This is a genomic window from Pseudomonas sp. MPR-R2A5 (genome assembly GCF_058793055.1).
In genome coordinates this window covers 1-12,854 of sequence record NZ_JBXAFK010000007.1, presented here as the reverse complement: position 1 = coordinate 12,854, position 12,854 = coordinate 1, and the positions used below count along the sequence as shown (strand labels likewise).

Genomic DNA, 12,854 nt, shown 5'->3' with positions numbered 1-12,854 from the left:
CTGCTGGCGTGATCGCTCCCAGTTGTGAGTGCCGCGCAACGCAAAAAGTTTTATTGGATTTACTGGGCGGTGTCATCTGCTCGTCGCTGGATTGGGCTAGCCTGCGCCTATCCTGTATCGATCAAGGACGTTCGCCCCATGCCGCAGTCGTTAGCCACGCGTTACCCCTTGGTGTTGGTGCCCGGCATGCTCGGGTTCGTGCGCCTGGGGTGGTTTCCCTACTGGTATGGCATCGTCCCGGCGCTGCGGGCGGGTGGGGCGCAGGTGTTTGCGGTGCAGGTCGCGCCGCTGGATTCCAGCGAGGTGCGGGGTGAGCAGTTGCTGGCGCACATCGAGCGGATTCGCCGCGAGACCGGGGCCGATAAGGTCAACCTGATCGGCCACAGCCAGGGGGCGCTGACCGCGCGCTACGCGGCGGCCAGGGTGCCGGAGTGGGTGGCGTCGGTCACCTCGGTGGCCGGGCCCAACCATGGTTCGGAACTGGCTGACCATATCCACACCCATTACCCGGCGGAGAGCGTCAGGGGTCGGATCATGAGTGCCCTGTTTCATTGGGTCGCCTGGGTGATGGGTGTGCTGGAAACCGGCTATCGCGGGCCGCGCTTCAAGGCTGACTTGCACGCCTCGCACCATTCGCTCACCAGCGTCGGCGTGGCCGCGTTCAACCGTGCGTACCCCCAGGGCTTGCCAGCAACGTGGGGCGGGCAGGGGGCTGCCGAGGTCAATGGCGTGCGCTATTACTCGTGGTCCGGCACCTTGCAGCCGGGCAAGACCGACCGCGGGCGCAACCTGCTGGACGGGACGAATCGCAGCTGCCGCCTGTTCGCCCGCAGCTTCGTGCGCGAAAAGGGCCAGTGCGACGGCATGGTCGGGCGCTACAGCTCACACCTGGGCGTGGTGATCGGCGATGACTATGCGTTGGATCATTTCGATATCGTCAACCAGTCCCTGGGGCTGGTGGGCAAGGGGGCGGAGCCGATCCGGCTGTTCGTCGAGCATGCGCAGAGGCTCAAGGCGGCCGGGGTGTAGCAGGTGCGCCGCGAGAACCATCGCTCAGGCTGCAGCGCGTTGACGCCCGACCGGCGTGGTCCAGCGCTCCGACAAAATCACCCCGCCCAGGGTCAGCAAACCGCCCACCAGGTGATACAGCGCCAGCGCTTCTTTCAACACCAGCGCTGCGATCAGCGCGGTGATCAACGGCAGCAGGTTGAAAAACAGCGTCGTGCGGCTCGGCCCCAGGGTCTTCACCGAATGCATCCATGCCAGCGGCGCGAGCATCGAAGCCAGCAAACACGCATACAGCACCAGCGGAATATTCGCCCAGCCCAGGCCGGCTTTGGCCGAGAACAGGAACAGCGGAAACAGCACCAGCACCGCCACCAGTACCTGCAAGTACAGCAACACCAACGGCGGCAGGCGCAGTTGCCACTTTTTCAGCAAGGTGCTGTAGACCGCGTAGGCCAGGGTCGCCACCAGCATCATGCCGTCGCCCAGGTTGACCCCGTGTTGCAGCAGCGCCCCCAGGCTGCCGGCCGATACCACCACCACTACGCCGGCGAACGACAGCAGCGCACCGGTGAGTGCGCCGAAGGTCAGGCGCTGGCCCAGGCTGATGATCGCGGCGGTCAGCGCCATCAACGGCATCAGGGACAGGATGATGCCCATGTTGGTGGCCGAGGTCAGGGTGGCGGCGTAATAGGCCAGGCTTTGGTACACGGCCATGCCCAGCACACCGAGGATGAAGACCTTGCCCAGGTTGCGGCGGATGATCGGCCACTGGGCAAGCACCGGCTTGAGCATGAACGGCGTGAAGAGCACGGCCGCCAGCAACCAGCGGTAAAAGCCGATTTCAGCCGGGAAGATCGAACCCACGGCCAATTTATTGACCACGGTGTTGCCGGCCCAGATAAAAATGGCCAGCAGGGGATACGCGTATTGCATCGAAAGAAACCAGGTGGGTTGATGAGGCAGGATTATCCCCTGTCTGGATCGAAGCCTATACTGCGATCCAGACAACCGACCTTTGTATCCAGACAATATGCCCAGACATACCGTACGCCTTGCGGATTTCCCCCGGCTGCCGAGCCCGGTGTACTTCCGCTACTCCGATTTCGCCCCCGATACTGAATGCACGCCGCACCGGCATTCCTGGGGCTCGCTGGATTACTCGGCCAGCGGGGTGATGCGGATGGAGGTGGCCGGCAACCGCTTTATGTCGCCGCCGCAATACGCCGTGTGGATACCACCGAATACCGAACACAGCTCCTACAATGCCCAGGCGATTGTCTATCGCTCGGTGGGCCTGGCCCCACAACTCTGCGAGCAACTGCCCAAGCAGCCTTGCACCCTGGCGATCAGCGAGATACTCAAGGCCATCCTCAGTGACTTCGCCCTGCGAGACGTCAACATCCCCCGCAGCGAGGCGGATATCCGCCTGGCCCAGGTGCTGGTCGACCAGCTCAAGCAGGCGCCGATCCACGATTGCTTCCTGCCCTACGCGCGCCACCCAGGGCTGCTTGGCGTGCTCGAAGGCATGCAGGCGGAACCCGGCGACAACCGCCCCCTGGCGCAATGGGCCGAGCAGGTGCATGTGAGCGAACGCACCCTGGCGCGCCAGTTCGTGCGCGAGTTGGGCATGAGCTTTGGCGAATGGCGCCAGCGCCTGCGTTACCTCGCCGCCATCGAAGCCCTCGACAGCCAGCGCAGCGTGCAACACGTGGCGTTTGACCTGGGCTACAGCAGCGCCTCGGCGTTTATCGCGATGTTCCAACGCCAGGCCGGCTGCACGCCAGAGCAGTACCGGCGGACGAATATCCGCAGCCGATGAAGATGTAACAAGGTTTGGCTACACTGCTGGGTAGGCCGTGCCTCCCGGCACGGTAACAGGGAGAAAACTCCATGAAGATGCTGCGTATTCCGTTGTTGATGATGGGCCTGCTGCTGTGTTCCCAGGGCTTCGCTGCTACCGCCCAGCAAAACAAGATGACCACCTGCAATGCCGAAGCCACCACCAAGACGCTCAAGGGCGACGAGCGCAAGGCGTTCATGAAAACCTGCCTGTCGGCGCCGGCGGCCAATGACGCGAAGACGCTTACGCCGCAGCAGCAGAAGATGAAGGATTGCAATGCGGACGCCAAGACCAAAGCCTTGACCGGTGATGCGCGCAAAACCTTTATGAGCACCTGCCTGAAGAAATAATAGCCCCAGGCCATAGAAGGCTGCGACACTCGCACACAGCCCCCTGTAGGAGCGAGCTTGCTCGCGAAGAACGCAATGGCCCCGCGTTTATTCAGAGTAAACGCGTTATCGTTGGCGACCTTCGCGAGCAAGCTCGCTCCTACAACATCCTTTAACGCAGTTCGTTTTGAGGCTGTATGCCAACGTTTTCTCAGCGTCACGTGTTATTGCTGGCCAGCTACATCATCATTTTCGGCGGGTTGTTGCTGGTATTGCCGCTGAAGTTGTTGCCCAGCCTGCTGGCCGGCCTGTTGGTCTTTGAACTGGTCAATATGCTCACCCCCCAACTGCAACGGCTGATCGAAGGCCGGCGCGCGCGCTGGCTGGCGGTGGCGTTGCTCGGCACCCTGATTGTCAGCGTGCTGGCCCTGATTTTCGCCGGCGCTATCAGCTTCCTGCTCCACGAGGCGGAAAACCCTGGGGCCTCCCTCGATAAATTCATGGGTGTGGTCGATCGCGCGCGCGGCCAGTTGCCGCCGTTTCTCGATGCCTACCTGCCTGCCAGCGCGGCTGAATTCCGCGTGGCGATTGGCGATTGGTTGAGCAAGCACCTGAGCGAACTGCAACTGGTCGGCAAAGACGCCGCCCACATGTTCGTCACCCTGTTGATCGGCATGGTGCTCGGCGCGATCATCGCGCTGCAGCGCGTGCCCGACGTGACCAAACGCAAACCCCTGGCCGCCGTGCTGTTCGACCGTCTGCACCTGTTGGTCCAGGCGTTTCGCAATATCGTCTTCGCGCAGATCAAGATCGCCGCGCTGAACACCGTGTTCACCGCGGTGTTCCTGGCCGTGGTGCTGCCCCTGTGTGGCATCCACCTGCCGCTGACCAAGACCCTGATCGTGCTGACCTTCCTGCTCGGCCTGCTGCCGGTGATCGGCAACCTGATGTCCAACACCCTGATCACCATCGTCGCGCTGTCGCTGTCGATCTGGGTGGCGGTAGCGGCGCTGGGGTATTTGATCGTGATCCACAAGGTCGAGTACTTCCTCAACGCGCGTATCGTCGGCGGGCAGATCAGTGCCAAGTCGTGGGAGTTGTTGTTGGCGATGCTGGTGTTTGAAGCCGCGTTCGGTTTGCCGGGCGTGGTGGCAGGACCGATTTACTACGCGTATTTGAAGAGCGAATTGAAGCTCGGCGGGATGGTTTGAAGGTGGGAGGGGAAGGGGCAACACTGTGACTGTTGCGAGCAGGCTGGCCTGTGGCGCGCGGGCTTGCTGTGGCGAGCGGGCTTGTTGTGGTGAGCGGGCTTGTTGTGGCGAGCGGGCTTGCCCCGCGTTGGGCTGCGAAGCGGCCCCAAAACCAGGCAGCGCGGTGTGTCAGTTAAAAACACATCGCCTGTGATGGGGCCGCTTCGCGCCCCAACGCGGGGCAAGCCCGCTCGCCACAACAAGCCCGATCACCACAGTAAGCCCGCTCGCCACGGCAAGCCCTCTCCCACATGGTTGAACGGCGTCAGGCGTTAGCTAGATTCGATAGTTCGATACCTGAAACGTAGCGTTCCAGATTCGCCAGGAACGTATCGGCAATCTCGTTGCGGCTATTGGTCGAGATCGCCGAGGTATGCGGCGATAACCGCACCCGTGGGTGGCTGTACAGCGGGTGCCCATCCGGCAGCGGCTCCGGCTCGGTCACGTCAAGCGATGCCAGGCCGACCTGGCCGTTATCCAACGCCTCCAACAACGCCTCCTGATCCAGCAACCCACCGCGTGCGATGTTGATCAGGTGCAGCCCCGGCTTGGCGCTGCCCAGCACATCACGGTTGATGATATGCCGCGTGGCCTCCGTCAGCGGCGCTGCCACCACCAAGTGGTCGGCGCGGGCGAACAGGTCATGGATATCCGCCGCCGCCTGCACACCGTCAACACCCAACGGCGTCGAACGGTGGCGCAACGCGACCACCTTGATGCCCAGGCCCAGGGCTTTGTGCGCCAGGCTTTGGCCAATTGCGCCGAAGCCGAGGATGCCCAGGGTGGTGCCCTTGAGCGGACGCAGGGCGGTGAAGTTCCATTGCGAGTCCTTCACCCAGATGTCCGGCAAATGCTTGGAGGCGGCAAAGATCGCCGCCAGGGCGAACTCGGCCAGGTTGTCGGCGGCGCTGCCCCGGGAGGTGGTCACCGGCGGGCCGTTGAACAGCCATTGCGGGTAGAAGTCGATACCCGATGAGACCAGGTGCACCCATTGCGCACCATAGGGCCAGCCCGGCGGTGGGGTGTCCGGGGCCGTGTAGCCGTGCACGTTGATCGGGCGCAGCAGCAGGATATTCGCCTGGGGCGGCAGGTCGCCTGGCACGCCCACCGGCACGCCGATCACCTGGGCTTGAGGGTGGATCGCAGTGACGCGCGCGCGGATCACGTCGTTGTAGTCTTCGCCCAGTTGGCTGGCAATAATCACCTGACTCATGTGCGTTCCTTCTGGCGTTGGGCGAAGACGGCTTTGCCGACGCCTTGCAGCACGGCGTCGTTCTGTGGGGTATGCACGCGGCTGCACAGCACGTCGCGGTAATGCCGTTGCAGTGGGTTGTGTCGCGACAGGCCGGGGTTGCCGGACGCCTCAATGGCCAGTTCCACCGCACGGATGGCGTTACCGGTCACCAGGTACTTCAATTGAGCCGCATTGGCTGCCGGGGTGTGGCCTTCGGCGGCAGCGTCCAACAGGCTGCGGTTGGCAAACAACAGGGTGTCGATATGCCCAACGGTTTCCTGGAAACGCGGCAGGGTGGACAGCGCCGCGCCGAGGTTGGACGGCGTGCGTTCTTCCAGCCAATTCACCAGCCAGTCCCGCGCGGCCTGGGCCACGGCGTCATACACCGAGGACAACAACACCGACATCCATAGGAAATCCTCGCTATCCAGCTCGGGCTTTGGCGCGCTCCAGGGGCTGACGCTGACGGCGTGATCCAGCGGCACCAGCACGTTGTCGAGCACCACTTCATGGCTGCAAGTGGCGCGCATGCCCAGGTGGTCCCAGGTGTCGATGATGCTCACGCCGGGGCTGTCCTTGGGCACCAGCCAGATGCCCACCAGTGGGTCTGGGTCATCGCTGCGTGCCCATACGCTGAACCAGCTCAGGCCATGGCTGCCGGTGGAGTAGATCTTGCGCCCGCTGATGCGCCAGCCATCAACGGTGCGCACCGCGGTGGTCGCCGGCAGGCCCCCGCGGGCCGGGGTGCCGAGGTCGGGTTCGACGCGCAGGGCATTGATCAGCGCGCCGTTGCGTACCGCCTCTTCGGCGACTCGCACGCGCAGGTGCCGGGGCCAGGTCTTGCTGTCTTGCAGGCGGGTGTGTTGCAGGTACTGCATGACGAGGATCAGTGCAGTGGACGGTTCACCCTTGGCAATCGCGCTGATCGCCTTGCGCGCCTGGGGCAGGCTGGCTCCGCCGCCACCGAGGGCCTTGGGCACGGTGAGGGCGAGCAGGCCGTGTTCATGCAGCAACGTGAAATTGTCGTGGGGGAAGGCACCGCTTTCGTCGTACAGGTGCGCGGTGCTGGCCAGCTCGGCGCCGAGGCGTTCGAGCAGGGCATCGAAGTGGGCGACTTCCACGGAGCGTAGAGACGGTTGGGTCATAAGAATGTACTCAGGCCAGGGCCTTTTCGGGGGCGTCGATCACGCTGTAGCGGTTGGCCGGTACGTCCAGGCCGAGATTGTCGCGCAGGGTCTGGCCGCTGTACTCGGTGCGGAACAGGCCGCGCTGTTGGAGCACCGGCACCACCAGCTCGGTGAAGTACTGCAAGCCATCCGGCAGTACCGAATTGACGATAAAACCATCGCTGGCGCCAGTCTCGAACCAGGTCTGGATCGCATCGGCGACCTGCTCCGGGGTGCCGACGAAATCACGCTTGGGCCGTGAGAACCGCAGGGCCACTTCGCGCAGGGTCAACCCTTCGTCCCTGGCCAGTTGCTTGATGCGGTCCGAGCCGCCTTTCTGGCTGTTGGAGCCCAGGTCGCCGAGTTCCGGGAAGGGGGCGTCCAGGGGGTACTGGCTGAAGTCATGGTCATTGAACGGGCGGCCCAGGGCGACGATCGCATCTTCCACGGTGACCAGGTCCACGGCCTGCTGATAGCGGCTTTCCACTTCGGCCTCGTCGCGGCCGACAATCGGGCGGATGCCCGGCAGGATAGACAGGCTGTCGGCGTCGCGGCCAAAGCCTTTGGCGCGGCGTTTGAGGTCCTGGGTGTAGGCCAGGCCTTCTTCGATGCTCTCCACGTGCACAAAGATGGCGTCGGCGTTCTGCGCCGCAAAGTTACGCCCATCTTCGGACGTGCCCGCCTGGAAAATCACCGGTTGGCCCTGGCGCGAGCGCGCAATGTTCAGCGGGCCTTTTACCGAGAAAAACTCGCCCTTGTGGTTCAGCGCATGCAGCTTGCTCGGCGTAAAGAATTCGCCGCTTTGCTTGTTGTAGGCAAAGGCGTCGTCTTCCCAGGAATCCCACAGGCCCTTGACCACGTTGAGGTGTTCCTTGGCGATGCGATAGCGCACGGCGTGCGGCGGGTGCTCGACCTTGCCGAAGTTGTCGGCGGTGCCGCTGAGCCACGAGGTGACCACGTTCCAACCGGCACGACCGCCGCTGATATGGTCCAGCGACGCGAACTGGCGCGCGACCTGATAGGGCTCGGTGTAGCTGACGGTCACGGTGGCGACCAGGCCGATGTGCGTGGTCAGTGCCGCGAGGGCCGAGAGGATGGTCAGCGGCTCGAAACGGTTGAGGTAATGCGGGCTGGACTTGGCGTGGATGTGAAGGCTGTCGGCGATGAACACGAAGTCGAACTTGGCCGCTTCGGCGAGCTCGGTCTGCTGCTTGTAGAAGCCGAAATTCGTGCTGGCGTTGGGTTGCGCCTGCGGGTGGCGCCATTCGCCCCAACCGTGGCCGACACCGTGGACCATGGCCCCCAATTTCAATTGACGTGGCTTGCTCATGTTTTCTGCTCCTTAGCGTGAGGCTTGATTGTTGGGGGCACGCGTGGCGTTAAAGCTCTTGTCGAAGCCCTGGGACACGTCGATGTGCCTGGTCAGCAGGCCTTCTTGTTGGTAGGTGTCGGCGGTGGCTTGCAGGCCACTGATCACGCTGTCGTCAATCAGCACCGGGCTCAGGCGGGTCTCCTTGGCCACGGCCACATGCACGGCCAGCGGCAGCCCGGTGATTTTGGCCTGGGCGGCGGCGTACTCGTTGGGGTGGGTATTGGCCCAGGCGTAGGCGCGGTCGACGCGGGCGACAAAGTCGTCCAACTGCGTGCGCTTGTCGGCGATGGCCTGGCTGGTGGCGGCAAGGTACAGGTGGTTGCTCAACAGCGTGTTGCCGCTGGCCACGATCCGCGCCTGGCTTTGTGAGGTGACCACCGTGGTGTAAGGGTCCCAGGTCGACCAGGCGTCGACGGTGCCGTTATCCAGCACCAGGCGCGACTCGCTGGGCAACAGGAAAATGAACTGCACATCCTTGGTGGTCAGGCCGGCCGTGGCCAGGGCCTTGATCACCAGGTAGTGGCCGATGGACCCGCGTCCGGTCACGATTTTCTTGCCCTTGAGGTCGGCCACCGTCTTGATCGGCGAATCCTTGGGCACCAGCAGGGCGGTGGTGTTACGCCCTTCGGCGTGGATGATGCTGACCACCTTGAGCGACGCTCCGGCCCCCAAGGCAAACACGTAGGGTGCGTCACCCAAGGCGCCGATATCCACGGCCCCGGCATTCAAGGCTTCGCCCAGGGGCGAAGCGGACGGGAACTCCGACCACTGGATTTCATAAGGCACGTTTTTCGCCTCGCCCGAGACTTCCAGCAGCGTCTTGATCGTCGATTTCTGGTTGGCCACCCGCAGCGGTTGCAGGTCGGCGGCGTGGGCGCTGGTGGCCAGGCCAAGGGCCAGGGCGGTGCTCAGGAGCAGGCGCTTGAATGGGGTAGTAAAGACCATGGGATGCAGGCTCCAGGCAGATCAGAAAAAAGGTTTGGCTACCTCCGCCTGGAGAAGGGGTCGGTGAGGAGTTCACGTTATGCTCATAAAAACATACTGTGAAGTTCTTTTTGGTTATATGTTAATTATTAAAATAACTGATTATGTGTTTATTGATTATTCTAAAATTGCATGGATTAGCCCTGAGGTGGATGCGGTCCATGTGGGAGAGGCGGTGCGACGATTCGACTTGCTTCCTCCCACAGGGATCTGTGCCGGGTATGGAAAAGTGATCAGATCACATAGAACCCATGGGTGCCGTCGCGGGCCAGTTGGTCGACTAAACCGAACTCCCAGTCCAGGTAGGCCTGCATGGCTTCCTTGGGGTTGTCCGTGCCTTCGTAAGGGCGGCGGTAGCGGTCGATACGCGGTGAGGCCAGGTGGGTTTCACCTTCTTCCAGCGGCAGTTGCGCGTTGATCCAGCCAGCGGTGCCGTCTTGCAGCAGGAACACTTGCTTGCCGGTGATGGCTTCGACTTCGGCCACGGCCAGGCGCGCCAGTTGGCTGCTGCCGCAGGTCAGCACGTAGCGCTGGGCGGCCGGCACCTTGGCCAGCGCCTGGGGCAGTTGCGCGCGCAAGGCCCACCAGGCACCAGGGATATGGCGTTTGACGTAGTTGGCGCTGGCGGTGAAATCCAGTACCGCTGTGTCGCCATGGGCCAGCCACTCGGCGAGGGTGTGCGGGCTGATCAGTTCGGCCTGGGGCGGTGCGGGCACCGGCGCGACCCAGGCGCCATGCTCGCTGAAATCTGCGGCTTGCAGGCCGTCCAGCACATGCACTTCCCAGCCCAGTTGGGCCAGCCATGAAGCCGACATATTGGCGCGCACACCGTCATCATCGACCAGTACCAGGCGTGCACCGCGCACGCTGGCAACGTGATCGGTTTCCTGCACCAACTGCCCACCCGGGGTCGAGCGCGCGCCGCGCAGGTGGCCGGCTTCGAATTCCTCCGGGGTGCGCACATCGAACAGGTAGGTGGTACGGGACGCCTGCTGTTGCCAGCGCTGCAGGTCGGCGAGGGTGGCGCGGCCGACGCGGGCCTTATCAGCGACACGCCGCGCATCCGCGGCGGCGACCTGGCGGTGGGCTTCCGAGGTCGGGGCAAAGCGTCGCGACTGACCATAGGCGAGCTTCTGCCCGGCCAACGTCCAGCCGATGGTGCCGTTGCGCAGGGCCGAGACCGGGTTGGCCACGCCGGCGTTGATCAGTGACTGCGTGCCGATAATGCTGCGGGTGCGTCCGGCGCAGTTGACGATGATGCGGGTGGCCGGGTCCGGCGCCAGCTCACGGACGCGCAACACCAGTTCGGCACCCGGCACGCTGATGCCGGTGGGGATGCTCATGGTCTGGTATTCATCAAAACGGCGCGCGTCGAGCACCACCACATCGGCTTGGCTGTCGAGCAGCGCCTGCACGTCTTCAGCGGCCAGGGACGGCGTGTGACGCTCACTTTCGACCAGTTCGCCAAACGCCTTGCTCGGCACGTTGACGTCGATAAACAGCTCGCCACCGGCCTTGCGCCAGCCGTCGAGCCCACCCTCGAGCAGGCTGACCTGGGTATAGCCCAGCGCGAGCAAACGTTCGGCCGCGCGGGCGGCCAGCCCTTCACCGTTGTCGTAGACGGTGACCTGGGTATCCCGGCGCGGAATGCGCGAGTACACCTCAAGCTCCAGCTTCGACAGCGGGATATTCGCGGCGAACAGGGGGTGGGATTCGGCAAACGGTGCTTCTTCGCGCACGTCTACCAGGGCGACTTCTTCACGGTCCAACAGGGCCTGGCGAATCTGGGCGTAGCTGCGGGTGGATACGGTGCTCATAGGGCGGGGCTCTTTTCTTTGGACAAATCCCAGATATTCGGGAGGAAGGCATTGGAATAGCCGGAGATAAACAGTTTCTCGCTGCCGTCGGGCTGGTACACCGCGCGGCGCACGGCACCGATATTGGCGCCGTACACATGAATGCTGATCGACACTTGGTCGCTGTGGGCATTGCTGACTTGATGGATGTCGCCGATCTTGGGCGATACCGCCTCGACCTGGCCCGGCACCAACTGGACCGGCTTGCCTTCGGCGACCAGGCGCCCGTCGGGCGCGCGCTCGAAGCCCTGGGAAAACTCCGCACCGCGCAACATGCCGATCAGCCCCCACACCCGATGGTCATGAATCGGCGTGCTTTGCCCCGGCCCCCACACAAAACTGACGATGCTGAACCGCTGGCGCGAATCGGCGTGCAGCAAAAATTGCTGATAGCGCTCGGGGTCGGGTTGGGCGAACTCATCGGGGAGCCAGTCGTCATGGCTGACCAGTTGCGCCAGCAGCTTGCCGCCACGGTGCAACAGGTCGCCTTCACGTGGATTGCCGTCGATCAATTCCGCCAGGGCGCCTATGAAGGCTCTGAGTCTCTCGGGGTGCTTGGCTTGGGTCATGACAATTCCATCGGATACGTTTGATAGGAATGGGTTGATGGGTTTATATAAGCATAATGTTTATAGTTAATATGCTATTTTTTAATGATTAGCTTATAGCTGCAGGTAATTTAGAACCGGTCTGAATAGCGTTAGACGTTATCGATCACACGCTGGGCTATCCAGATAATCGTCCTGCAACTATGCTTTGCACACATCTTAATGACTGTTCTCTATGTGCGGCCCAAATGAAAATTGACGATATCGATGCCTTTGTCGAAGTGATTCGTTGCCAGTCCATCAGCCATGCCGCCGAGTCGTTGCAACTGACCCAGCCGGCCATCACCCGCCGCGTGCAGAACTTCGAGCAGGCGCTGGGCGTGGAGTTGTTCGACCGCAACACCAAGCCGCTCAAGCCTACGTTGATCGGCACCCGCGTCTATGAACAGTGCCGGTTGATCCTGCGCGAGATGGACGCCCTGCGCGAATTGGTCGCCACCGACGCACCGCCCACCGGCCTGTTACGCCTGGGCGTGCCGCAGACCATTGGTGACGTGGTGCTGCTCGATGCACTCAAGCACCTGCGCAGCGAATACCCCGACTTGCGCGCCCAGGTCGCCACTGGCTGGGGCAGCCAACTGGTGGGCAAGATCGAGCGCGGTGAGTTGGACGCGGCGGCGGCCCTGTTTCCGGCGGGCAAGGTTTTCCCCGACAACGTGGTCGGCGAGTCCATCGGCAAGATGGAACTGGTGGTGGTCTGCGCCAAGGCCCAACCGCCGAAGAAGCCCTGCAAGCTGGCGGACGTGTACCAGAACGGTTGGATCCTCAACCCGGATGGCTGCGGTTTCCGCGCCGGTTTGCAGCGCACCTTGTCCGATCAAGGCCTGGCCCTGCGGGTCAACCTGGAGACGTTCGGCACCGAGCTGCAACTGGGCCTGGTGGCCGACGGCTTGGGCCTGGGCCTGGTGCCGCGGCCTTTGCTGGAGCGCAGTGCCCACCGCGAGCAACTGGCGGTGATGCCGCTCAAGGATTTCAAGCCGGTGATGGATTTGTGGCTGATCTACCCGCACTTCCTCGGTAACTTGCAGGGGCCGGTGGACGCATTTGGCAAACTGGTGGCGGCGTCCCTGCATAAGATCCGCAACGCAGCCTGATCCATGTGGGAGGGGGCTTGCCCCTGATTGCGGTGTTGAAGTGCGCCCCAAAAGCTGGACAGCTGTTGGTTAGGCTACAGCGGACCGGGTCCTGTACGCTACAGGGCTCAGTC

General features: G+C 63.1%; 12 protein-coding genes. 5 read left to right on the top strand and 7 right to left on the bottom strand.

Going from position 1 to position 12,854, the window contains the following annotated elements; genetic code table 11:
• The first annotated feature begins 138 nt into the window (after positions 1-138).
• On the top strand, positions 139-1,029 hold the full coding sequence (locus tag AC1Q6I_RS07490) for an esterase/lipase family protein (protein WP_024073124.1): 891 nt from the start codon (positions 139-141) through the stop codon (positions 1,027-1,029).
• 24 nt (positions 1,030-1,053) lie between these two features.
• Here the strand turns inward: AC1Q6I_RS07490 and AC1Q6I_RS07485 are convergent, their stop codons facing one another.
• Positions 1,054-1,941, bottom strand: coding sequence for a DMT family transporter (locus tag AC1Q6I_RS07485; RefSeq protein ID WP_102625707.1), 888 nt, complete (start codon positions 1,939-1,941; stop codon positions 1,054-1,056).
• A 97-nt stretch (positions 1,942-2,038) separates the two neighbouring features.
• Between AC1Q6I_RS07485 and AC1Q6I_RS07480 the strand changes: the two genes are divergently transcribed.
• The 3 genes from AC1Q6I_RS07480 to AC1Q6I_RS07470 all read left to right on the top strand — a co-directional run bounded on the left by AC1Q6I_RS07480 (position 2,039) and on the right by AC1Q6I_RS07470 (position 4,388).
• Positions 2,039-2,827: an AraC family transcriptional regulator gene (locus AC1Q6I_RS07480; RefSeq protein WP_024073126.1), complete on the top strand. Its 789-nt coding sequence runs from the start codon at positions 2,039-2,041 to the stop codon at positions 2,825-2,827.
• 71 nt (positions 2,828-2,898) lie between these two features.
• Positions 2,899-3,198: a PsiF family protein gene (locus tag AC1Q6I_RS07475; RefSeq protein ID WP_024073127.1), complete on the top strand. Its 300-nt coding sequence runs from the start codon at positions 2,899-2,901 to the stop codon at positions 3,196-3,198.
• A gap of 176 nt (positions 3,199-3,374) precedes the next feature.
• Positions 3,375-4,388 carry an AI-2E family transporter gene (locus AC1Q6I_RS07470; protein ID WP_024073128.1) on the top strand — a complete coding sequence of 338 codons (1,014 nt, stop codon included), beginning with the start codon at positions 3,375-3,377 and terminating at the stop codon, positions 4,386-4,388.
• Positions 4,389-4,692: 304 nt separating this feature from the next.
• Here the strand turns inward: AC1Q6I_RS07470 and AC1Q6I_RS07465 are convergent, their stop codons facing one another.
• The 6 genes from AC1Q6I_RS07465 to AC1Q6I_RS07440 all read right to left on the bottom strand — a co-directional run bounded on the left by AC1Q6I_RS07465 (position 4,693) and on the right by AC1Q6I_RS07440 (position 11,608).
• Positions 4,693-5,640, bottom strand: coding sequence for a D-isomer specific 2-hydroxyacid dehydrogenase family protein (locus AC1Q6I_RS07465; protein ID WP_069076430.1), 948 nt, complete (start codon positions 5,638-5,640; stop codon positions 4,693-4,695).
• A complete protein-coding gene (locus tag AC1Q6I_RS07460) occupies positions 5,637-6,806 on the bottom strand; it encodes an acyl-CoA dehydrogenase family protein (protein ID WP_102625722.1) in 1,170 nt (389 codons plus the stop codon). The genes AC1Q6I_RS07465 and AC1Q6I_RS07460 overlap by 4 nt, the downstream gene beginning before the upstream one ends.
• 10 nt (positions 6,807-6,816) lie before the next feature.
• Positions 6,817-8,157 (bottom strand): LLM class flavin-dependent oxidoreductase, encoded by a 1,341-nt coding sequence (locus tag AC1Q6I_RS07455; protein ID WP_024074884.1) that lies wholly within the window; start codon positions 8,155-8,157, stop codon positions 6,817-6,819.
• Positions 8,158-8,169: 12 nt separating this feature from the next.
• Positions 8,170-9,144: an ABC transporter substrate-binding protein gene (locus AC1Q6I_RS07450; RefSeq protein ID WP_102625723.1), complete on the bottom strand. Its 975-nt coding sequence runs from the start codon at positions 9,142-9,144 to the stop codon at positions 8,170-8,172.
• 272 nt (positions 9,145-9,416) lie between these two features.
• Positions 9,417-11,000, bottom strand: a complete 1,584-nt coding sequence (locus AC1Q6I_RS07445; protein ID WP_102625724.1) for a rhodanese-related sulfurtransferase — start codon at positions 10,998-11,000, stop codon at positions 9,417-9,419.
• A complete protein-coding gene (locus AC1Q6I_RS07440) occupies positions 10,997-11,608 on the bottom strand; it encodes a cysteine dioxygenase family protein (protein ID WP_102625725.1) in 612 nt (203 codons plus the stop codon). Before AC1Q6I_RS07440 ends, AC1Q6I_RS07445 begins: the two co-directional genes overlap by 4 nt.
• A 227-nt stretch (positions 11,609-11,835) precedes the next feature.
• On the opposite strand from AC1Q6I_RS07440, the gene AC1Q6I_RS07435 reads away from it, so the two are divergent.
• Positions 11,836-12,741 (top strand): LysR family transcriptional regulator, encoded by a 906-nt coding sequence (locus AC1Q6I_RS07435; protein ID WP_102625726.1) that lies wholly within the window; start codon positions 11,836-11,838, stop codon positions 12,739-12,741.
• The last annotated feature ends 113 nt before the right edge of the window (positions 12,742-12,854 follow it).